This window comes from Hydrogenophaga sp. (genome assembly GCF_030651625.1).
Lineage (GTDB): Bacteria > Pseudomonadota > Gammaproteobacteria > Burkholderiales > Burkholderiaceae_C > Hydrogenophaga.
In genome coordinates, this window is the sequence record NZ_JAUSCF010000035.1 from 33,969 (window position 1) to 55,796 (window position 21,828).

General features: G+C 63.5%; 23 protein-coding genes. 15 read left to right on the forward strand and 8 right to left on the reverse strand.

What is annotated here, in order from left to right; all coding sequences use genetic code 11:
- The first annotated feature begins 59 nt into the window (after positions 1 to 59).
- From Q7V46_RS16960 to Q7V46_RS17010, 11 genes are all read left to right on the forward strand, one after another.
- Positions 60 to 542 carry a DUF3237 domain-containing protein gene (locus Q7V46_RS16960; RefSeq protein WP_304914744.1) on the forward strand — a complete coding sequence of 161 codons (483 nt, stop codon included), beginning with the start codon at positions 60 to 62 and terminating at the stop codon, positions 540 to 542.
- A 90-nt stretch (positions 543 to 632) separates the two neighbouring features.
- Positions 633 to 1,985: a solute carrier family 23 protein gene (locus Q7V46_RS16965; RefSeq protein ID WP_304914745.1), complete on the forward strand. Its 1,353-nt coding sequence runs from the start codon at positions 633 to 635 to the stop codon at positions 1,983 to 1,985.
- Between the two features lie 372 nt (positions 1,986 to 2,357).
- Positions 2,358 to 3,503, forward strand: a complete 1,146-nt coding sequence (locus Q7V46_RS16970) for a hypothetical protein (RefSeq protein WP_304914746.1) — start codon at positions 2,358 to 2,360, stop codon at positions 3,501 to 3,503.
- A 24-nt stretch (positions 3,504 to 3,527) separates the two neighbouring features.
- Positions 3,528 to 4,439, forward strand: a complete 912-nt coding sequence (locus Q7V46_RS16975; protein WP_304914747.1) for a PIG-L deacetylase family protein — start codon at positions 3,528 to 3,530, stop codon at positions 4,437 to 4,439.
- Positions 4,436 to 5,284, forward strand: a complete 849-nt coding sequence (locus Q7V46_RS16980; protein ID WP_304914748.1) for a class I SAM-dependent methyltransferase — start codon at positions 4,436 to 4,438, stop codon at positions 5,282 to 5,284. The genes Q7V46_RS16975 and Q7V46_RS16980 overlap by 4 nt, the downstream gene beginning before the upstream one ends.
- A gap of 36 nt (positions 5,285 to 5,320) precedes the next feature.
- Positions 5,321 to 6,433: an acyltransferase gene (locus Q7V46_RS16985; protein WP_304914749.1), complete on the forward strand. Its 1,113-nt coding sequence runs from the start codon at positions 5,321 to 5,323 to the stop codon at positions 6,431 to 6,433.
- The gene (locus tag Q7V46_RS16990) at positions 6,430 to 7,734 is read left to right on the forward strand and encodes a glycosyltransferase family 4 protein (RefSeq protein ID WP_304914750.1); all 1,305 of its coding nucleotides are present in this window, start codon (positions 6,430 to 6,432) and stop codon (positions 7,732 to 7,734) included. Before Q7V46_RS16985 ends, Q7V46_RS16990 begins: the two co-directional genes overlap by 4 nt.
- A gap of 312 nt (positions 7,735 to 8,046) precedes the next feature.
- Entirely contained in the window at positions 8,047 to 8,625 is a 579-nt protein-coding gene (locus Q7V46_RS16995) for a DJ-1/PfpI family protein (protein WP_304914751.1), read from the forward strand.
- Positions 8,626 to 8,783: 158 nt separating this feature from the next.
- Positions 8,784 to 9,179: a ribbon-helix-helix domain-containing protein gene (locus tag Q7V46_RS17000; protein ID WP_304914752.1), complete on the forward strand. Its 396-nt coding sequence runs from the start codon at positions 8,784 to 8,786 to the stop codon at positions 9,177 to 9,179.
- A 114-nt stretch (positions 9,180 to 9,293) separates the two neighbouring features.
- Positions 9,294 to 9,716: a hotdog fold thioesterase gene (locus tag Q7V46_RS17005; RefSeq protein WP_304914753.1), complete on the forward strand. Its 423-nt coding sequence runs from the start codon at positions 9,294 to 9,296 to the stop codon at positions 9,714 to 9,716.
- An 83-nt stretch (positions 9,717 to 9,799) separates the two neighbouring features.
- The gene (locus tag Q7V46_RS17010) at positions 9,800 to 10,918 is read left to right on the forward strand and encodes a PilT/PilU family type 4a pilus ATPase (protein ID WP_304914754.1); all 1,119 of its coding nucleotides are present in this window, start codon (positions 9,800 to 9,802) and stop codon (positions 10,916 to 10,918) included.
- A 53-nt stretch (positions 10,919 to 10,971) separates the two neighbouring features.
- Here the strand turns inward: Q7V46_RS17010 and Q7V46_RS17015 are convergent, their stop codons facing one another.
- Together Q7V46_RS17015 and Q7V46_RS17020 are read right to left on the reverse strand one after the other, a co-directional pair.
- A complete protein-coding gene (locus Q7V46_RS17015; protein WP_304914755.1) occupies positions 10,972 to 11,358 on the reverse strand; it encodes a hypothetical protein in 387 nt (128 codons plus the stop codon).
- Positions 11,358 to 11,924, reverse strand: a complete 567-nt coding sequence (locus tag Q7V46_RS17020; RefSeq protein WP_304914756.1) for a cob(I)yrinic acid a,c-diamide adenosyltransferase — start codon at positions 11,922 to 11,924, stop codon at positions 11,358 to 11,360. Before Q7V46_RS17020 ends, Q7V46_RS17015 begins: the two co-directional genes overlap by 1 nt.
- Positions 11,925 to 12,159: 235 nt before the next feature.
- On the opposite strand from Q7V46_RS17020, the gene Q7V46_RS17025 reads away from it, so the two are divergent.
- From Q7V46_RS17025 to Q7V46_RS17040, 4 genes are all read left to right on the forward strand, one after another.
- Entirely contained in the window at positions 12,160 to 12,384 is a 225-nt protein-coding gene (locus Q7V46_RS17025; RefSeq protein WP_304914757.1) for a hypothetical protein, read from the forward strand.
- 90 nt (positions 12,385 to 12,474) lie between these two features.
- Positions 12,475 to 13,899 (forward strand): FAD-binding oxidoreductase, encoded by a 1,425-nt coding sequence (locus tag Q7V46_RS17030; RefSeq protein ID WP_304914758.1) that lies wholly within the window; start codon positions 12,475 to 12,477, stop codon positions 13,897 to 13,899.
- Between the two features lie 303 nt (positions 13,900 to 14,202).
- Positions 14,203 to 14,781, forward strand: a complete 579-nt coding sequence (locus Q7V46_RS17035; protein WP_304914759.1) for a tetratricopeptide repeat protein — start codon at positions 14,203 to 14,205, stop codon at positions 14,779 to 14,781.
- Between the two features lie 79 nt (positions 14,782 to 14,860).
- Entirely contained in the window at positions 14,861 to 15,697 is an 837-nt protein-coding gene (locus Q7V46_RS17040) for a hypothetical protein (RefSeq protein ID WP_304914760.1), read from the forward strand.
- A gap of 255 nt (positions 15,698 to 15,952) precedes the next feature.
- On the opposite strand, the gene Q7V46_RS17045 is transcribed toward Q7V46_RS17040, so the two are convergent.
- The 6 genes from Q7V46_RS17045 to mnmG form a co-directional block, all read right to left on the reverse strand.
- Positions 15,953 to 16,879 (reverse strand): ParB/RepB/Spo0J family partition protein, encoded by a 927-nt coding sequence (locus tag Q7V46_RS17045; RefSeq protein WP_304914761.1) that lies wholly within the window; start codon positions 16,877 to 16,879, stop codon positions 15,953 to 15,955.
- Between the two features lie 7 nt (positions 16,880 to 16,886).
- A complete protein-coding gene (locus Q7V46_RS17050) occupies positions 16,887 to 17,432 on the reverse strand; it encodes an alpha/beta hydrolase (protein ID WP_304914762.1) in 546 nt (181 codons plus the stop codon).
- Positions 17,433 to 17,448: 16 nt separating this feature from the next.
- On the reverse strand, positions 17,449 to 18,219 hold the full coding sequence (locus tag Q7V46_RS17055; RefSeq protein ID WP_304914763.1) for a ParA family protein: 771 nt from the start codon (positions 18,217 to 18,219) through the stop codon (positions 17,449 to 17,451).
- An 85-nt stretch (positions 18,220 to 18,304) separates the two neighbouring features.
- Positions 18,305 to 18,919: a LysE family transporter gene (locus Q7V46_RS17060; RefSeq protein ID WP_304914764.1), complete on the reverse strand. Its 615-nt coding sequence runs from the start codon at positions 18,917 to 18,919 to the stop codon at positions 18,305 to 18,307.
- Between the two features lie 66 nt (positions 18,920 to 18,985).
- Positions 18,986 to 19,681, reverse strand: a complete 696-nt coding sequence (gene rsmG / locus Q7V46_RS17065; RefSeq protein ID WP_304914765.1) for a 16S rRNA (guanine(527)-N(7))-methyltransferase RsmG — start codon at positions 19,679 to 19,681, stop codon at positions 18,986 to 18,988.
- Positions 19,678 to 21,654 carry a tRNA uridine-5-carboxymethylaminomethyl(34) synthesis enzyme MnmG gene (gene mnmG / locus Q7V46_RS17070; RefSeq protein WP_304914766.1) on the reverse strand — a complete coding sequence of 659 codons (1,977 nt, stop codon included), beginning with the start codon at positions 21,652 to 21,654 and terminating at the stop codon, positions 19,678 to 19,680. The genes rsmG and mnmG overlap by 4 nt, the downstream gene beginning before the upstream one ends.
- Positions 21,655 to 21,828: the final 174 nt, after the last annotated feature.

Sequence of the window (21,828 nt, forward strand, 5' to 3'; positions counted from 1 at the left end):
CGGTTGTGCAGTCGCCAGCGGGCAAGCACGATGGAAACCGTCTTTCCTACAATGCCGACATGCTTGCCGCCCCCACACTCGAACCCGCTCTGGAACTCACTGTTCACGTCGCCACGCCCATCGAAGCCGGCGACGTCGTCGGTCTCAACAGCCGCGGCAGGCGCCGCATCATCCCCATCACCGGCGGCACGGTCAGCGGGCGCATCAATGGGCGCGTGATGGCTGGCGGGGCGGACTTTCAGCTGGTGGTGAGTGCCACGAGTGCCGACCTGGACGCCCGTTACCTGCTTCAGCTGGACGACACCGAATGGGCCGGTGCGCACGTGTTCGTGCAGAACCGCGCGCTGCGTCGGGGTTCGCCGGAAGACATCGCACGGCTGGTTCGCGGCGAGCCGGTGGACCCGGCCGCCATCTACTTCCGCTGTGCGCCCACTTTCGAGGTGTCGCACCCGGCGCTGGCCTGGATGACGGAGAGCCTGTTCATCGGCACCGGGGCGCGCTTCCCCGACCGGGTGGAAATGCGCTTCTTCCGCGTCGCCTGAAAGACAGCGCCGAACCCGTGCCGCCGGTCCGTCTGGTGGGGCGGGCACGAAACGTGCAGAATCGCCGCCACCTTAGCAATGGAGATTCTCATGGCCCTGTTTCAGTGGACCGAAAAACCCGCCAGCACGCTGGACGCCGGCGGCGTCATCGCGCCGGACGAACGCCTGCCCTGGCCCCAGACCACGGTCATGGGCGTGCAACACGTCATCGCCATGTTTGGTGCCACGGTGTTGGCGCCACTGCTCATGGGCTTTGACCCGAACGTGGCCATTCTCATGAGCGGCATCGGCACGCTCATCTTCTTCTTCATTACCGGTGGCAAGGTACCCAGCTACCTGGGTTCAAGCTTTGCGTTCATCGGTGTGGTGATCGCGGCCAGCGGCTATGCAGGCCCCGGCCCCAATGCCAACCTGGGCGTGGCGCTGGGCGGTATCGTCATCTGCGGCCTGGTCTACACGATCATCGGCTTCATCGTGCATGCGACCAACGTCAAGCACACCCGGTCCGTACCCATGGCCGGAATGGTCGTGGACGAAGTGGAGCAAGGCGCAGCGGTGCACTGGATCGAACGGCTCATGCCACCGGTGGTGACCGGCACGGTGGTTGCCGTGATCGGCCTGAACCTGGCGGCCATTCCCATCAAGAACATGGCGCCCACCGGGTTTGACGCCTGGATGCAGGCGGTGACCTTCATCAGCGTGGGCCTGGTGGCCGTGTACACGCGAGGCATGACGCAGCGCCTGCTGATCCTGGTCGGCCTGATCGCGGCCAGCCTGATCTACGCGGTGCTCACCAACGGGCTTGGCCTGGGCAAACCCATTGACGTGTCGGGCATTGCCAGTGCGCCCTGGTTCGGCCTGCCCACGTTTGCCGCTCCGGTTTTCGAGATGCAGGCCATTCTGCTGATCGCACCGGTGGCGCTGATTCTGGTGGCCGAGAATCTGGGCCACATCAAGGCCGTGAGCGCCATGACCGGGCGCGACCTCAATCCGCACCTGGGCAAAGCCTTCATTGGTGACGGCGTGGCCACCATGGTCAGCGGCGCATCGGGTGGCACGGGCGTGACCACTTACGCCGAAAACATCGGCGTGATGGCCGCCACCAAAATCTATTCCACCGCCATGTTCGTGGTGGCCGCCGTGATCGCCATCGTGCTGGGCTTCAGCCCCAAATTCGGCGCACTCATCCAGGCCATTCCACTGGCCGTGATGGGCGGTGTGTCCATCGTGGTGTTTGGCCTGATCGCGATCGCCGGTGCCAAGATCTGGGTCGACAACAAGGTCGATTTTTCGGACAACCGCAACCTGCTGGTGGCCGCCATTCCCATCATCCTGGGCACCGGCGAATACACGCTCAAATTCGGTGAATTTGGCCTGGGTGGCATCGGCACCGCCACCTTCGGCGCCATCTTCCTGTACTGGTTGCTCAGCCGCAAGCGCTGAGTCAGGCGACGCTGATCAAGTCCCCGTGAAGGTGCGAGCCCGGTTGCGGGATGAATGCAAGGCGCAAGACGCAGCGATACCGGGTCGTATCGCGAGGATTCTCAGCGCTGCAAACCGCCCGCAACCGGCACGCCCACCGCGCAGGACGGGTTCAGCATGGCCGTGGCCATTGCCGCTGGTGTTTCATCCCCTCAGGGTGGGACACAGCGTTTCCAATTCACACTTTTTCATACATACTTTGACTCAACTCAAGGTCAGGTAGGGGTTTCGTTCTCTTAATGGGTGCTCGTGTTTGCGGCGCTCCCCCGAACTGGCAAGAACCACCCCACCGCTGAATCTTTCATCCGTCTGGCGTCGACCCCCACCACACCCATGAATAAATCACCTGTGCACTTTTCAGTTTCCATCCTTGCCAAGCTGCTGGTTTGTCTGGGTGTGGCCGTGCTGGCACAGGCACCGACCCTGTCCCTCGCATCGGAACCAGCGCAGGCTGCACGCAAGTCACCTCCTCCGCCCCCTGGCAACCTGCGCCTTTTTGTTTCTGGCCACAGCCTGACCGACAACCCGATCGCCGACGACATACTCCAGATCGCCGCCAGTCAGGGCACCCCGGGGCGCTACAACCAGCAAATCCTCCTGGGCTCCACCATCAGGGCGCGGACCCACGGACAGGGGAACTGGTCGGGCTACCGCCAGGGCAAGAATCGCGGGGGCACGAACACCGATGTCATCGCCGAGCTTCGAGAGGGCAAAGCCATCGGGGGAGACCGATACAGCGTCCTGCTGATCACCGAAAGGCACGATCTGGTGGGCGCCATGATCTGGGAAGACACCATTCGGCACCTGCGGCACTTCCATGAGCAGGCCTACAAGGCCAATCCGTCTGTGCAGACCCACCTTTACGCATCGTGGCTGGGCATCAAGAACAAGGCCGATCCGCAACCCTGGACCCGCTACGAGCGCGCAGCCGATCAGGCCTGGCAATGCGTTGCCCAACGGGTCAACACTTCTCTGGCCCACGAAGGCCGACCGGACCGCCTGCGACACATACCGGCAGGTGCCGCGCTGGCCGAACTGGTCGAACAGGCGACGCGCAAACAGGTGCCTGGCCTCACTCAGGCCAGTGTCCAGGCGACGGTGAATCAGCTTTTCACGGATGACGTGCACCTCACGCGTGCCGGTGCCTACTACGTGGCCCTGGTCTCCTATGCCACCATCTACGGACGTTCGCCCATCGGGGCGTGGGCACCCGCCGGGATCGGTGGGGCACAGGCCAGCGCCCTGCAAACGGTGGCCTGGGACTTTGTCTCCCAGGCCTCGCAGGTCGACCCCAGAAATCCCTCTCTCACCCAGTGCAAAAGCTACATGGTCGAGTCGTTCTGCGAGACCTTCTGGACCTACGTGGACCGTGCGGATGCCATCGGCAGCTGCAAGCGGACCTTCGCTCAAGCCAGCCCAGAGAATCCGTTGCACTTCGATCCCCAGAGGGATGCAGGGCACTGGCTTCCCACGCCCTGACCCGGCGCCACCTGAGGTCCGCCCATGCCGCCCCTCTTGCAGGCTCTCCAGCGCCGCGTGGAACACGCCATCCGGCGGCACACCGCACGCCGGATGCTGGTGGCCCTCAAACGGGCGACCCACCGGCTCCCCTCCACCCTGCATGTGCCGGTCCGGTCTCGCGTACTCGTCATCGCCCCACATACCGACGACGAGGTGATTCCCTGTGGCGGCACGTTGCTGCAACACCGGCAACTGGGAAGCCAGACACGGGTGGTTTTTGCCACGGACAGCACGGCTGGGCTCGCCGATGCCGATCTGGCGCGTCGGCTGCAGAGGCTTCGTCGCGACGAGTCCGAACAGGTGGCCAATGCCATGCAATTTGAGTCGGTGGTCCGGCTGGACTTGCCCGACGGCAGACTCGTTCGATACGAAACCACATTGGAAAAACAGCTGGTTGACCAGATCCTGTCGTTTCAACCGGACATCATCTATTGCCCATTTCCTGGCGACGGACACGCCGATCACCAGGCCTGTGCCCTGGCGGTTGGGGACGCAGCGGTCCAGCTTGACTGGAAAGGACGCATGCATGCCTATGAGGTCTGGACCGCCCTTTGGCCCAACATCATGATCGACATCAGTGAGCAAGCCGCAGAGAAAGAGGACCTCATCCGCATGTACGCGTCCCAGATGGCGGACCGGGACTATGCCGCCGGCGTGCTGGGGCTCAACCGATACCGCGGTCTTCAGCACCGTGTTCGGTACGCAGAAGCCTTCTATGCCTGCGACGCGCGCGAATTCCAGGCCCTGACCAACCTCCTGAACCAGTTGGCGCCTTCATCACACACTGCGGGCGAGCACACCCCGCAAGTGAATGCACCGCTGAGCGGCCGGAGTGAACAAGCCGGGCGGAAGGCCCGTTCCGCAGCACCAGCAGGCAACACCCCCCACCCATGACCACGGAGAACCCCACTTTGCATACCCCCCTCTCAGGCTTGCGGCAACTGCTGACCATGGCGAAATCAATGGCCATCAACCTGTTGCTGGCCATTCCATGGATGCGGCGCCTGGTGCTCCCGACCCATGTCACGGGCATGGACGGGAATGAAGAGCAGGCGCGGGAACTCCTCCGGTTTTTCGAAGGCATGGCAGACATTCGGGATGCTGTGATCCTGGAACTGGGTCCGGGCAAGACGCTGGAGACCCTTCAGTTCGCACGCGAGCGTGGTGCAAGGTACGTGATTGCCGCCGACATCGTCGCCTACCACTCCGAGGAGGCCGCCCAGCAGCGTGGCGTGGACTATCGCCTGTTTGACGGCGCCACCCTACCCGTCGCAGACGCCAGCGTGGACATGGTCTGGGCTTGTTACTGCATGCAGCACTTTCGCGATCCACAGGCCATGCTCCAGGAAATCCATCGGGTGCTTCGCCCGGGTGGCACGCTCATTTGCCGCGTCGACCTGCGCGATCACTATCACATGTTCCACCGGGGCAAGCAATACGACTGCCTCCGCCATTCGGCGCGTGTCTGGCGCTGGATCGCCTGGAACCGGTCGAGCTACGTCAACCGTTTGCGACTGTCCGAATGGCAGCGCCTGCTTGGCGAGGCCGGCTTCCGGACCAGCAAGCTGGTTCCACACGAGGATGTCCAGCTCCTGAAGGACAACCGGTCGCACAATTACCTGTCACACCTCGATGACCGGGACCTCAAGACCTACCGTTTTGACGGCAGCTTCCGGCGCACGCTCTGCATTCTCCTGGGTGCACTGCTCAATGGTTTGCTGATCGTCGACCACGGATGACATGGCCCCACCAAGCCCAGACAAAGGCCCTTCACCATGTTGTCCCGTCCGGCTACCCACAGTGCGCGCGCGAATGACACGTACATTCCGACGCTGGACGGCTGGCGCGCTGTGGCGGTCGCGCTGGTCATCGGCAACCATGCCATCAGTTACCTCAGAGAACAGCAGTGGCCAGGCATGGAAATCGCCATTCGCCTGCTGGGTCACGGCGGCATAGGCGTCGACATCTTCTTTGCCTTGAGTGGCTACCTGATATCGACCTTGCTGCTGAGTGAAAAAGAGCGTTCTGGCAGCGTCCATCTCGGCAGCTTCTATGTGCGCCGGGTCTTCCGAATCATTCCTCCCATTGCCGTTTACCTGGCCTGCCTGATCGCATTGCGGGGCATGGATCTGCTGCCGAAGGTCAACAACGACGAGCTGGTGGCTTCGCTTTTTTTCTTCCGCAATTACATCGATACGGGCAGCTGGTACTCAAGCCATTTCTGGTCACTCGCGGTCGAAGAGCACTTCTATCTCGTCATCCCCTGGATCCTGCTGTGGCTCCTGCCCCGCCGCGCCGCCCAGGTGCTGGCAGGTCTGGCATTGACCTGCATCGTCGCCCGCTGGGTCACGCACGAATGGCACTTCTATCAGGGTTTCAATGCCGAATTCCGCACCGAGAACCGGGTCGACGCACTGATGTGGGGGGCCTTCCTCGCCGTGATGCTCCGGGCCGATGAGCGGCGGCAGTGGCTGCAGCAACACCTGACGGTGCCTCGGGTGCTCATGCTGGCTGGCATCGCTGCGTTCCTGATGATCGTGTGGCCAGGCATGCCATTGCGCCGCACGCTGGTCGCCCTGGTGCTGCCCCTGCTCATCATCTGCACGGTCCTTCATCCCTCGCACTGGGCCAGCCGGCCGCTGGAGTGGACGGGCATGCGCTGGATCGGCCGCCACTCCTACAGCCTGTACATCTGGCAAATGCTGTTCTTCGTCGATCTGCCACACCGGGACCTGCCGCTTGTTCAGACCCTGCCGGTGGCGCTGATCGCGTCTCTCGCGTGTGCCGCAGCCAGCTATCGCTTTGTCGAAAGACCCATGATCCGGCTGGGACACCAGTTGGCAGAGCGAGCGGCCAGCGCGCGCTCCATCACATTGAGACAGCCATGACATCGCCTTCAGACCACTCGGGGTTGCGCGTTCTCATCGTGGCGGAAAACGCGTCACGGCGGTACGGTGGCGAAGCGGCCTTGCCGATGCAGTTTTACGAGCATCTGCGCCGGCGAGGAATTGCCACCTGGCTGTTCACACACGCACGCGTGAGGTCCGAATTCGAGGGCAGTGATGTCGCAGACCAGGTGCTTTATGTTGAAGATTGGCAGCTTCATCGTCTTCTCTGGCGGCTGGGCAGGCGACTGCCTGCCCGCATCGAGTACCTCACCACAGGCTACCTCTCCCGCCTGCTCACCCAGGCCAATCAGCGCAGGCAAACCCGCCGGTTGGTCAAGGAGTTGGCGATTGACGTTGTCCACCAGCCCATCCCCGTCTCCCCCAAGGAGCCCTCGCTGTTGTACGACCTGGGTGCCCCCGTGGTGATCGGCCCATTGAACGGCGGCATGGATTTTCCGGCTGCCTTCCGGTCCGGTGATTCGTTTTTCACGCGGTTTCTCCTGCGCGCCATGCGTTGGTTGTCGCATGGCCTCAACGCACTCGCACCGGGCAAACGCAAGGCGGCCATCATCCTGGTGGCCAACGAAAGAACCCGCGTGGCACTGCCATCGGGCCACAGTCGCTGCGTCGAAACCATGGTGGAAAACGGCGTCGATCTGCATCTGTGGCAGCCGCGCTCACCCACGCAGCCTTCTCATGCCGCCAGTCACACCCGTTATGTTTTCATGGGTCGGCTGGTCGACGTCAAGCGGGTCGACATTCTCCTGGACGCATTTTCAAAAGCCTGTCGACAGCAAGCCATGTCACTGCTTGTCATCGGTGACGGGCCCCTGCTTGCGCAACTGAAGCGACACGCTGAGGCGCTGGGCATCCTTGCGTCTGACGGTGAAACCGAATCGAAGGTGTATTTTGCTGGCTGGATGAGCCAGGTGGATGCCGCCGAGCGGCTTCAAGCCCAGGACTGCCTGGTGCTGCCCAGCGTGCGTGAATGTGGCGGCGCTGTCGTTCTGGAGGCCATGGCCGCCGGTCTTCCCGTCATCGCGGTCCACTGGGGCGGGCCAGCCGACTATCTTGATGCCTCCTGCGGCATCCTGATTCCCCCGGAAGGGCCTGGCTTCGTTGCGCACGAAATGACCCAAGCCCTGATCTGTCTGGCGCGCGACCCCGCTCTGCGACGCCGGCTGGGCGAACAAGGGCGCGCCAAGGTGGAGCGCGAGTTCGACTGGGAAAAGAAGATCGACCACCTCTTGACCATCTATGCCCGCGCAGTGGAGCAGACCACCGCTCACCAGCCCAGCTGACTCCATGCAAGGTGGGTCAAGCACTGCCTGGCCGCGCAGGCTCCTAGCGTTCCGGCATTTTTGCTTTACCAGTCCAAGTTCTGTCGAGTCATTCCACCCCTGCCCGGCCTTCGGTGTGTTGCTTGTGAAGGGTGGTGGTCTGCGGGAGGTGCGGGTCTTGTGGGTCTCGCACCACAGGGACCTGTCTTCGGACCGGGTTGGACCGGTGAATCACCTCAGGGCAAACCCCCATGCCTGCAGTAATCGGCTGTTACCCCGCCCACCGCACCGCCTTCAACAATGGCCCATGTTCCACCCACTCAGGAGACCCACATGGGCAAGAAACTGTTGATGATCTGTGGCGATTATTGCGAAGACTATGAAACCATGGTGCCGTTCCAGGCGCTGCAGGCGGTGGGCCACACGGTGCATGCCGTGGCGCCCGACAAAAAGGCGGGTGACTTCATCCACACCGCCATTCACGACTTTGAGGGTGCGCAAACCTACAGCGAAAAGCCGGGGCACCGCTTCACGCTCAATGCCACGCTTGCCGAAGTGAAGCCGGAGAGCTATGACGGCCTGGTGATTCCCGGCGGGCGCGGACCGGAGTACCTGCGCATGCATGCGAGCGTGGTGGCGCTGGTGAAGCACTTCACCAGCAGCGGCAAGCCGGTGGCTGCCGTGTGCCACGGTGCGCAGCTGCTCGCTGCCACGGGAGACATCAGGGGACGCACCATCTCGGCCTACCCGGCCTGCCAGGTGGAGGTCGAGCTGGCGGGTGCCACCTACGCCAACATCGAGGTCGATCAGGCGGTGACCGACGGGCCCTTTGTCACCGCGCCCGCCTGGCCGGCTCACCCGGCGTGGATCGCGCAGTTTCTGGCCGTGCTGGGCACGAAGATCACCCACTGAACAGGATGAAACACCCCCGCGTCGCCTTGCCTGGCCTGGGCCACTTCATGCAACCCGGATGGCGCCTGGGTACCATGCGAAATTGACATCCAGCCTCCCCACGCACGGTCCCAAGCCACTCACAATAGGGCAACCTTTTTTCCTGCGGGAGTCCCACCATGTGTGAAGTCTTCATCAGCGCCGCCCCCGACAGCTACGCCAGCCGAACGCGCTCGGTGCGGCTGCACGGTGTGGTCACCAGCATCCGGCTGGAGAACCTGTACTGGGACGTGCTGTCCGAAATCGGCGAACGCGACGGCATGACGGTGGTGCAGCTGATCGAAAAGCTCTACGACGAGCTGGTGGCTGCACGCGGCGAGGTGGGCAACTTTTCATCGTTTCTGCGCGTGAGCGCGCTGCGCTACATGGCCCTGCAGGCGCACGACCGCATTCCCATGGACAATGCGGTACCCATCCGCTCGCTGGATGCGCGAGCCGTGCTGCACGCACTGCCGTCACACTGGGCGCTGCCAACGCCCTCTGGCACCGTGGTGACGCTGCGGCGCAAGGGTTGACCAGCCACCATTGACCTGCCCATCCACCCGGGTGAGCCCCGGTGCCGGGCATGGCCATGTGCGTTCGCTACAGTTGATGGGTCTTTGACCCTCATCCGCAATGCACCGAACGCCATGATCATCTGGAAAAAGCCCGTCTCCTGCGCCATCCTCACCGAAAGCCACATCGACACCGCCGTGCAGCATCTGGGCATCGAGTTCCTGGAGGTGGGCGACGACTTCATTCGAGCGCGCGTGCCGGTGGACACGCGCACCAGGCAACCCTACGGGCTGCTGCATGGCGGCGTGAGCGTGGTGCTGGCCGAAACCCTGGGCTCGTGCGGCGCAGCCTACAGCAGCCCGGTGGGCCAGCGCGTGGTGGGGCTGGACATCAATGCAAACCACATCAAGGGTGCCACCAGCGGCTGGGTCACCGGCATCACGCGGCCAGTGCACATCGGCCGCACCACGCAAGTGTGGCAAATCGACATGAGCAACGATGCGGGCGAACTCACCTGTGTATCGCGCATCACAATGGCCGTACTGGCAACAAGGTAAGGACGATCTTTGAGTATCAGACCATGCACACTGCAACACCGAACGAGCCTTGAATATTCCTGGCGCAAAAACACAGACAACCCATGAGCCAGCCACTGCCACCACCGAAAGACGACCTTGGGCACTACCTTTCCATGATGGTGGCCCACGGCGCTTCCGACCTGTTCCTCTCCGCAGGAACGTCGGCGGCCGTGAAAGTGCAAGGCATTCTGATGCGCCTGCCCGAGAGCGATCTTCAGGCCGCCAACACCCAGCAACTGGCCTACTCGGTGATGCGCGAAGCGCAAGTCAGGCAATTCGAATCGTCGATGGAATGCGACTTTGCCATCGCACTGGAGGGGCTCGGTCGGTTCCGCGTCAATGTGTACCGCCAGCGGGGTGACGTGGCGGTGGTGGTGCGCCACATCAGCGCAAAGGTGCCGTCCATCGATGCGCTCGGGCTGCCACCGATCGTGAAAACACTCGCACAGCTCAAGCGCGGACTGGTGCTGGTGGTGGGCGCGGCCGGCTCAGGCAAAAGCACCACGCTGGCGTCCATGATCGACCACCGAAACCACACGGTGGGTGGCCACATCCTCACGGTGGAAGATCCGATGGAGTTCGAGCACGCGCACGCCAAAGCCATCGTCGATCAGCGCGAGGTGGGGCTGGACACGCAGAGCTTCGACGAGGCGCTGCGTCATGCCATGCGTGAAGCACCCGACGTGATCATGATCGGCGAGATCCGCGACCGCGAGACCATGCAACATGCCATGGCCTACGCCGAGACCGGGCACCTGTGCCTGTCCACCCTGCACGCCAACAACGCCAACCAGGCGATCCAGCGCGTGCTGAATTTCTACCCTGAAACGGCACACAAGCAGGTGCTGATGGACCTGTCGCTCAACCTCAAGGCGGTGGTGGGCCAGCGACTGCTGCGCGGCGTGAACGCCAGGCTGGTGCCAGCGGTGGAGATCATGCTGCTCTCGCCCTACATCTCCGACCTGATCCAGAAGGGTCAGACAGACGACATCAAGGAAGCGATGGGCAAGAGCACCGAACAGGGCATGGCCACCTTCGATCAGTCGCTCTACGACCTGTACCTTCGCAAAGAAATCACGGCCGAACAGGCCGTGGAGTTTGCCGATTCACGCACCGACGTGTCGCTGCGCATCCGCCTGCACTCCGGGCAGCGACCCGACACCTCGTCGCTGAAGATCTGAACGCGCAAGAGCGGCACAGCCTGCCGGAGCCAGTCCCGTTGGCGGACCGACGATCAGTCTGTCGGCGTGCCGGGCGGTGGCTGGCTGCGCGCCCGTTCACAACGGCCCTGCGATGTGGCCAGGCCGCGAAAATCACTGCTCCAGCTCTGGCTGGCCGTGTCGATCTGGATGCGCTCGTTGTCCAGCGCCGTGAGGATGAGCGTGTCACGCACATTGAAGGAGTAGACGGGCACACCATCGATCGTCACCGACAGCACGCGCTTCTGGTCGTAGTCGATACCGACCGTTCGCACCCAGACACTGCGTGCTGGCAGGTACACCGCCTCGCACACGAAAACCACCTTGCCAGTGTCAGGCTGGGCCCACGCCATCAGGGGCGTGGTGAGCGAGACGGAGAGCAGCCCGCCAGCCAGACACCGGTGCAAACCGCTACAGGGCATCAATCCGCTCCCAGCTTCGCCATGCGCTCGCTTTTCCAGTAGACATCGTCTCCGCCGTTCATTCGGTTGAGCACACGCGCGAGCACGAACATCAGGTCGGAAAGCCGGTTGAGGTACTGGCGCGGGGTGTCTTTCAGGGCCTCTTCGTTGCCCAGCGCGACCACGGCACGTTCGGCCCGACGCGCGACGGTGCGGCACACGTGGGCCTGACTGGCAGCGCGACTGCCTGCGGGCAGAATGAATTCCTGCAGACGAGGCAACTGCTCGTTGTAGGTGCCCAGCGCTTCGTCGAGTGCCAGCACCGCTTCGGGCTTGAGCAGCTCGAACCCGGGGATGGACAGCTCACCGCCCAGGTTGAACAACTGGTGCTGGATTTCCACCAGCACGTTGCGCACGTCGTCGGCCATGTCTTCGCACAGCAGCACGCCGATGTGCGAATTCAGCTCGTCCACATCGCCCATGGCGTGCACGCGCAGGCTGTTCTTGGAAACGCGGGTGTTGTCGCCCAGGCCGGTGGTGCCGGCGTCACCGGTGCGGGTGGCGATCTGCGTGAGTCGGTTGGCCATGGCTGCTTCTGGTTGGTTGATCTCACCATCGATTGTGCGGGAAGCTTGCGCGCGCGGCAGCGCGAAGGGCATGGGACCTGTGAAGGTGCCGCTGCCCCTCCCGCACCAGCCCGCTGCCAGTTGTGAGCAGATTCAAACGCATGTACGTCGCGAAACAAGAGGAAAAAGCGCTGGTCTGGCGCATCCGGCGCGTCCTTAATGCGAGTTCATCACCCCACAAAAGGAGACCGAAACCATGGCCCGATCCCGCCAACGCCTCGCCGATTTCGAAGCCCGCAGCGTGCAGATCATTGCCGCCTTCACCCTGGGACTGGCCGGCATGTCGACCGCCCCGACCTCGCCCGTCAACCGGGTCGGCGCGCACCCTCACACGCTGAACACGAGCGCCGCAGCCGCCTTGCATTCCAACACGCGCACCGTGCCATTGAACACCACCACCCGTCGCTCCGGGCGCACCTGAACCGACGCCGCGGGAGGTCCAAAAAGCCCCCGTCCCATCGGGCACGGCGTAAACTGGCTGGCTGCAATCCAACGCGACCCGGAGACTCCCATGAACGCCCCCACTGCCCTGAGCCATCTGGCGCCCGACGTGCACCAGCGCGCCACCCCCGACGAATTCATTGCCGACCTCCAGCAGCGCTTTGGCGCCCAGTGCTCCACCGCGCTGGTGGTGCGTGAACAGCACGGACGCGACGAGTCGGTGTACGAGGTGCCTCCGCCCGCCGCCGTGGTGTTCGCCCAAAGCACGCAAGACGTGGCCGATGCGGTCACGCTGGCCGCGAAATACAAGGTGCCGGTGATTCCGTTTGGCGTGGGTTCTTCGCTCGAAGGCCATCTGCTCGCCGTGCAAGGCGGCATCAGCATTGACGTGAGTCGCATGAACAACGTGTTGTCGGTCAATGCCGAGGACCTCACCGTGACGGTGCAGCCAGGTGTCACACGCAAGGCGGTGAACGAAGCGGTGAAAAGCGAAGGCCTGTTCTTTCCGATCGACCCGGGTGCCGATGCGTCCATTGGCGGCATGGCGGCCACGCGCGCCAGCGGCACCAATGCCGTTCGCTACGGGACCATGCGCGAGAACGTGCTGGCCCTCGAAGTGGTGACGGCCCAGGGCGAGGTGATCCGCACGGGCACACGCGCCAAGAAATCTTCGGCCGGCTACGACCTCACCCGCCTGATGGTGGGCAGTGAAGGCACGCTGGGTGTCATCACCGAAGTCACGCTCAAGCTCTACCCGCTGCCCGAGGCCATCTCTGCCGCCACATGTTCGTTCCCCAGCATTGAGGCGGCGGTGCGCACCGTGATCCAGGTGATCCAGCTGGGTGTGCCCATCGCGCGCTGCGAGCTGATCGACCACAACACGGTGCGCATGGTCAACACGCACAGCAAGCTGGGTTTGCGCGAAGAGAACATGCTGCTGATGGAATTCCACGGCTCGCCCGCGAGCGTGAAGGAGCAGGCCGAAACCGTTCAGGAGATCGCCACCGACTTCGGCGGCAACGCGTTCGAGTGGGCCGACACACCCGAGGAGCGCACCCGACTGTGGACCGCGCGGCACAACGCCTACTTCGCCGCCATCCAGAGCAAACCCGGCTGCCGCGCCATCAGCACCGACACCTGTGTACCCATCAGCCGCCTGGCCGACTGCCTGCTGGACTCCGTGACCGAGGCCGACGCCGCTGGCCTGCCCTACTTCCTGGTGGGCCACGTGGGCGACGGCAATTTCCACTTCGGCTACCTGATCGACCCCACCAAGCCCGAAGAACACACCCTGGCCGAACAGCTCAACCACAAGCTGGTGGCGCGCGCGCTCAATCTGGAGGGCACCTGCACCGGCGAGCATGGTGTGGGACTGCACAAAATGGACTTCCTGCTCACCGAGGCGGGCACCGGCGCGGTGGACATGATGCGCACCATCAAGCGCGCCCTGGACCCAGACAACATCATGAACCCGGGCAAGATCTTCTCGCTGTGAGCATGCCCTGCCCCTTGGGGTGAGTTCCGGTTCAGCCTGACGGCCTGCGCGACCGCACCCAACCGCCCGCAGCTGGCCTTTTCCGGGATGGCTGCACAGGTGGCGAGTACCGGGTGCCCCCATTTCCCATTCCAGGTGGCACCACCCGCGAACAGCCCTGCCACAGCCCCGGACATCCCCCGACAGAAGGACGACAGGGGCGCCAGAAGGTGCATCAAATCCCCTGCGCCGATTGAGCGAAGAGGGCGAAAGATGTAAACTTTGCGCCTATTAAAAACGGTGGTTCGAGGCGGGGGTGTGCAAATGAAAAGGTATCTGGGTATCGTTTTCCTCGTCGCGGCGTCGGTGTCTGCCCAAAATGCCGACGTCCCCACCGTGCGCATCTGCGACGACAGCGGCTGTTCAGACCGCCCCCGAAACTCCGCCACCTTCCAGCCCGAAGCCGAAGACCTGCAAGCCGAGCAGCGGCTGGCTGCCTTGATCGGGCTGGCCGAACAGGATCCGCGCGCGGCCTTCGATCTCGGGTTGCGATTTTTCCGCGGTGACGGTGTGCGCCGCGACAGCTACCAGGCACTCAGATGGATGCGCAGCGCGGGCGAGCGTGGCGTGGTGCCCGCCCAGCTGGCACTGGGCCGCTTCTACCTGATGGGCCTGGAAGAAATGGGCCCCGACCCGATCGAGGCAGAAGCCTGGCTGTCCCTGGCCGCCTCCCAAGGCAACAAGGAAGCTGGAAAATTGCTCGCCGAAGCGCGTGCCGCCAAGAAAGACGAGCAACGTCTCTACCAATGGCGGGAAGCTCGCCGCAAGGGCTGGTACGGCCACTGGCATTCGGGCTACACCTACTACTGGACCTGGGGTCCGCGCGGCTGGTACCACCGCTGAGCCATGGGGCCTGTTGACACCCTTTGAAACCACCGACTTCCCTTTTCTCTCTGTCACTCATCAAAGAAGGCTTTTCAAAATGAACTCCAAAACCGTTTGGGTCCGTTGGACCGCTCTGGCCTGTACCCTGGCTCTCGCAGGTTGCGTGACCCCGGGCGGCGGCACCATCAGCACCGGCACCAGCAGCACCGCCACCACCGGCGCCGCCGCCGGCAGCTCGAGCGTCAACGCCAGCTCCACCCTGGAGCGTTGCGCCGCTCCGCTTGGCACACTGGCTGTGGACGACGGCCGTGGCAAAGAGTGGTATGGGAGCTTTGGCCGAGAGACCCAGGTCACCACCATCGAGCCGCTGATCCGTCTGGCCGTGCAGCAGTCCAACTGTTTCGTGATCACCGCCATCGGCAACGCCCGCACCGACAGCCGCATCAGCTCCATCACCGATCGCCAGCGCAATTCCGGCGAGTTCCGCGCCGGGTCCAACCAGCAGGCAGGTCAGCGCGTGGCGGCCGATTACTACCTTGAGCCTGCTGTCATCATCGACAACGACTCCACCGGCGCCATGGCCGGTGCCCTGGGTGGCCTGCTGGGCGCCCGCAACCGCAACCTGGGTGTGATCGCTGGCGGCCTGGAAAGCAAGGCTTCGGTCGTGACCATGACGCTGCTGGACATCCGCTCGGGCGTGCAGATCGCGATCTCGGAAGGCAACGCCACCGCCACCAACTATGGTGCGGCGCTGGGTGCTTTCGGCCCCAGCGCCGGCGGCACCCTGGGTGGCTTCTCGCGCACCCCGGCTGGCAAAGCCACTGTGGCGGCGTTCACAGACGCCTACAACAACATGGTGATTTCCCTGCGCAACTACAAGGCACAAGATGTCAAGGGCGGCCTGGGCCGTGGTGGTCAACTGAGGGTGAACTGACCGGCACGCTGCACGGCGCCCCCCAGAAGACGAAGCCCATGGGGTGGTGGATCCTGGCTCCGGGCGCCTGATGTGAGGACCACGGCCACTTTGAGACAAGGCCTCCTGCGGGAGGCTTTGTTTTTGGTTCGCAGGTCGGACCAACGCCCCCGTCTGCCCTCCTAGCGAGAAGCCTGGCATTGAAGACGCGCAGGCTCCTAGGTCGTTCGAACGAAGCATCCCGCCGAGGGACGCGCGACACGCCGCGGGAGGGCTTCAGCTCTTTCTGAGTTTTTCAATCAACCCGTTGAGTTCGTCCAGCGAACCAAACTGGATCGCAAGCTCGCCCTGCTCTTCCACCCTGCCGTGGCGCTTGACGCGCTTCTTCACCCGCACCTCCACCTCGGCGGTCAGCAGGTCCGACAGTTCCTCCTCCACGCGTCGGATGTCGCGGGATTTGTCTTTTTTGAGCTTCTGCGGTGCCAATGCGAACTCGGCCCCCAGCTTCTTGACCAGGCTTTCGGCTTCGCGCACCGACATTTTCCGGGCTGCGATCTGGTTGCCTGCGGTGATCTGGCTGGCTTTGTCCAGTGCCAGCAAGGCGCGGGCGTGACCCATGTCGAGGTCACCGGCCATAAGCATGGTCTGGACCGGTTCGGCCAACTGCAGCAAACGCAACAGATTGCTGGCGGCGCTGCGTGAGCGGCCCACGGCCTGGGCCGCCTGCTCGTGAGTGAGTCCAAACTCCTTCACGAGACGTTGCAGACCCTGGGCTTCTTCCAGCGGGTTGAGGTCTTCGCGCTGGATATTCTCGATCAGTGCCATGGCGGCGGCGGCTTCGTCGGGCACGTCGCGCACCAGCACCGGCACGCTGTCAAGCCCGGCCAGGCGGGAGGCCCGGAAACGCCGTTCGCCCGCGATGATCTCGTACTTTCCGGCGTTCGCGCCAGCGGCAAGCCTGCGCACAAGGATGGGCTGCATGATGCCCTGCGCCTTGATGGATTCGGCCAGTTCGTACAGCGCCCCCTCGTCCATGCGGGTGCGCGGCTGGTACACACCTGGCACCAGTTCGGTCAATGCCAGGTTGGTGGGTGTGGCATTGCGCTCGTTTTCCTGCGCATCGGGCGATGCGGCTTCTGCCACTTTGGGTCCCAGCAAGGCTTCGAGTCCGCGGCCGAGGCCTTTGGGTTTCTTGGTGACCATGGTGCTTTCAGTCTTTCTTGGCAATCAGATTGTTGAGGAGTTCCTGGCCTTCGAGCCAGTCGGCCAACCCCGATTCGGCATTGATGTGCCCTCGGTCACCGAGATCGATGAAGCGTGATCCCCACGCTGCAGCGAACGCCTCGGCTCGCCCGTAACTGCAGTACGGGTCGTTCCGGCTGCCCACCAGCACACTGGCGAAAGGCAGGGTTTGCATGTGAATCGGCGACCAGCTCGGCAACAGAGGTCGCATGTCTTCTCGCTCCGCATCACCCGGCGCCACGAGCAAGGCGGCCTTCACGCGGGTCGTGTTTTTCGAATGCGCCGCCCAGGCCACCACATGCAGGCACCCCAGGCTGTGCGCCACCAGCACCGCTGGTTCGTCACAGGTCAGCAGCACCTCCTCCAGCCGCGCGATCCAGTCGCCCCGGCGCGGGCGCATCCAGTCGTGTTGGTCCACGCGGCGGTAGCCGTGCTGTGTTTCCCACTGGCTCTGCCAGTGGTCCGGACCGCTGTCTTTCCACCCGGGGAGAATGAGGACATTGTGAGGTTTCACGTGAAACAATCCACCCTCACATCTTCTGGATGCGTTCGACCATCTCGCCAGCAAAACCGATGAACGCCTGGCTGCCGCGCGCTGAGGGGTCGAAGATCACGCCAGGCAGTCCGTAGCTCGGGGCCTCTGCCAGTCGCACGTTGCGCGGGATGACGGTGTCAAACACCTTCTCGCCAAAGTGCGCCTTGAGCTGGTCGCTGACCTGCGACTGCAGGGTGATGCGGGGGTCGAACATCACGCGCAGCAGACCGATGATCTGCAGGTCCTTGTTGAGGTTGGCATGCACCTGCTTGATGGTGTTGACCAGATCGGTCAGTCCTTCCAGCGCAAAATATTCACACTGCATGGGCACGATCACCCCATGCGCCGAACACAGGCCATTGAGGGTGAGCATGCTCAGGCTGGGCGGGCAGTCGATGAGCACGAAGTCGTAGTCGGCATCCACGGCAGCCAGCGCCTGCTTCAGGCGACGTTCGCGGCGCTCCACGTCCACCAGCTCCACCTCGGCACCCGCCAGCTCGCGGTTGGCTCCCAGCACGTGGTAACCGCACTTCTCCGAATAAACTGCAGCTTCACTCACCAGGGCAGATTCGAGCAGCACGTCGTAAACCGAGAGGGCCATGCTGCGCTTGTCCACGCCCGAGCCCATGGTGGCGTTGCCTTGGGGGTCCAGATCCACCATCAGCACGCGTTGGCCAATTTTGGACAGGCCTGCGGCCAGGTTGACGGTGGTGGTGGTCTTGCCTACGCCCCCCTTCTGGTTGGCGACACAGAAAATCTTGGCCATCAGGCAAGTCCTCGCGATCCACAGCAGCGCTTGTGGGCGCCTGGGACGGCGGCTGTGGAATCCGGTGCTTGCATGGGTTGCGTGCTCATTTCGAAAGTGCCAGCTTGATGCCAAAACCAATGAGGAAGACTCCGGCGATTTTTTCAAGCGAGCGGCCAATCACTGGTCGGGCCCGCATGCGTTCGGCCAGGAAATGGGTGAGAAGCACCGCCGTCAACCCGTAGAAGAAGGTAAGCACGGCCACCGTGGCCGCCATGGCGCCAAAAGTGATCAGGCCCTGGTGGCGGGCCGGGTCCACAAACAACGGGAAGAAGGCCATGTAGAACACGATGGCCTTGGGATTGAGCAAAGTGATGGCCAACCCTTGCTGGAAATACTGGCGTGGGCGGATGTTGAGCACCGGTGCGTCACCGGGCTTCGCCGTCATCATCTTGAAGCCGAGCCAGGCCAGATAACCGGCACCCAGCCACTGTACAGCGCTGAATGCCGCAGGATAGGTGGTCAGCAGCGCCGCCACACCGGCCACCGCCATCCACATCAACACCTGATCCCCTGCGATCACCCCCAGCGTCGCCGCCAGCCCGCCGCGCACGCCACCCTTGCCGGTGGACGTGATGAGGGCCAGGTTGCCTGGGCCCGGAATGGCCAGAAACACGACAATGGCGACGACAAAAGCGCCGTAATCAGCAACACCCAGCATGGAATGCCCCCAGAAGTGAAGGGTCGAGTTTACGTGAAGGGCTGGCGGGCGAGCCGGGTGTGACGGTCAAGCGACAGCGGGGGCGCCGGGCTTCATCCACACAATGCAGCGTTCAGCCGCCAGGCCGGGTACATGAAGTTGTTCCACGTGGAACACGTCAACGTCAGGGGCTTCTGCGGCCAGGGTCGTCAGTTCATCAAGCGGGTGCTTGCCCTTCATGGCCATCCACACACCACCCGGGTACAAAGCGCCCTGCGACCAGTGTACGAAGTCCACCAGTGAGGCAAAAGCACGCGAACACACCACATCGAACCCCTGTCCTGCCATGGCATTCAGACTTTCCACTCGGGCATGCACGCCGCGCAGATTGGGCAGCTTCAGCGTGGCAGCCACCTGCTGGATGAACGCCGCCTTCTTGGCCACAGTGTCGACGCAGGTCACGTTGATCCAGGGACAGGCCACGGCAATCACCACACCAGGCAGACCACCGCCGGAACCCACATCGAGCAACTGTACCGTTCGTTCGCCCACCTGGCGCACCAGAGGCTCGATCGCGGACAGACTGTCGAGCAGGTGATGGGTCATCATCTCGGCCGGGTCGCGCACCGCTGTGAGGTTGTAGACCTTGTTCCATTTCTGCAGCAATCCCAGGTAGGCCATCAAGGCGTCGACCTGAGGGTCACCCAGACGAAGCCCCAACGCCTGCAACCCGCCCACCAACACCTCCCGACTGGCGCCGGACACACCCATGTCCTGATTCATGCCGACGACCCTTCGGTCTCGACCGCCACGGTGGCAAATCCCTTGAAGCCCCCCTTCTTCAGGTGGATCAACAGCAGCGAGATGCTGGCCGGCGTGATACCGGAAATACGTGAGGCCTGTCCCAGGGTTTCAGGACGGTGCTGGGCCAGCTTCTGGCGTGCCTCGAACGACAGGGCCTTGACCTGCAGATAGTCCAGATCAGCTGGCAACTTCAGCCCCTCGTAATGCGATGCACGCTCCACATCGCTCTTCTGCCGGTCGATATAGCCTGCGTATTTGGCCGCAATCTCCACCTGCTCCACCACCGGCTCCAGCAGATCACCGAGTGTTTCACGTGAAACATCGGAACCGATGTACTTGCCACCATCCAGCCCCACCAGCGCGGCATAGGGCACACCCGGTCGGCGCAGCAGATCGAACAGGTTGTGCTCGTGTTCAATCGCCTTGCCCAGTACCCGCTCCGACTCGGCCGCCGGAAGAATTCGGGGATTGACCCAGGTGGCCTTCAGCCGCTCGGTTTCCTTTGCCACCGCATCGCGCTTGCGACTGAACGCATCCCACCGGGCATCGTCCACCAGGCCCAGCGTCCGCCCCGTTTCGGTCAGTCGCATGTCGGCGTTGTCCTCGCGCAGCTGCAACCGGAACTCGGCCCGGCTGGTGAACATGCGGTAGGGCTCTGTCACGCCCTGGGTCACCAGATCATCCACCAGCACACCCAAGTAGGCCTCGTCGCGGCGCGGCAACCACGCCGCTTCGCCCTTGACCTGCAACGCGGCGTTAAGCCCGGCGAACAGGCCCTGGGCCGCCGCCTCTTCGTAACCGGTGGTGCCGTTGATCTGACCGGCGAAGAACAGCCCCTGGATTTGCCTGGTCTCGAAACTGCTCTTGAGCGAGCGAGGGTCGAAATAGTCGTATTCGATGGCGTAGCCCGGGCGCAGGATGTGCGCATTCTCCAGCCCCGCCATGCTGCGCACCAGCGCGTACTGGACGTCGAATGGCAAGCTGGTGCTGATGCCATTGGGGTAGACCTCGTGCGTCGTCAAACCCTCCGGTTCCAGAAAGATCTGGTGGCTGTCCTTGTCGGCAAACCGGTTCACCTTGTCTTCCACACTCGGGCAATAGCGCGGGCCCACGCCCTCGATCTTGCCGGTGAACATGGGGCTGCGGTCAAAACCCGAGCGGATGATCTCGTGCGTGCGTTCGTTGGTGTGCGTGATCCAGCAGGGCACCTGTTGCGGGTGCATGGCCGTGCTGCCCATGAAGCTGAACACGGGCACCGGGCGATCGGGGTTCAGGCCGCCAGGCACGCCGTCGCCAGGTTGTTCCAGGCATCTGGAATAGTCAATGCTGCGGCCATCCAGACGCGGAGGTGTTCCAGTTTTCAGGCGCGCCTGAGGCAGCTTCAACTCTTTGAGCCGTGCCGACAAACTCACCGCTGGCGGGTCCCCGGCCCTGCCGGCGCTGTAGTTGTTCAGCCCGACATGGATCTTGCCATCGAGGAAGGTGCCGGCCGTCAGCACCACCGTCCGGCTGCGGAAACGGATACCCACTTGTGTGACCGCCCCCACCACCCGGTCACCCTCCACCATCAGGTCGTCCACCGCCTGCTGGAACAGCCACAGCCTGGGCTGGTTTTCCAGCATCCGGCGGATGGCGGCCTTGTACAGAATGCGGTCTGCCTGGGCCCGGGTGGCGCGCACGGCCGGGCCCTTGCTGCTGTTGAGAATGCGGAACTGGATGCCCCCTTCGTCGGTGGCCAGCGCCATCGCACCGCCCAGTGCGTCCACCTCCTTCACCAGGTGTCCCTTGCCAATGCCGCCAATGCTGGGGTTGCAACTCATCTGGCCCAGGGTTTCGATGTTGTGGGTCAGCAGCAGCGTGGTGCAACCCATGCGGGCTGCAGCCAGCGCCGCTTCCGTGCCGGCGTGACCGCCACCAACAACGATGACGTCAAATTCCTGTGGGTACAACATGGCTGGTGCTCCAGGGCGCCGCTGTTCGCGGTGGCCCGATAGGCAAAAAGGACGGTGTTTCACGTGAAACCTTTGCAGCCACACCGGGTGGCCCGGGCGGGCAACCTGCAATTGTCCCACCATTGCCTTCTGGCCGTGCACGGCCAGCCGGACATGACGGTCGTCTGCTCCGTG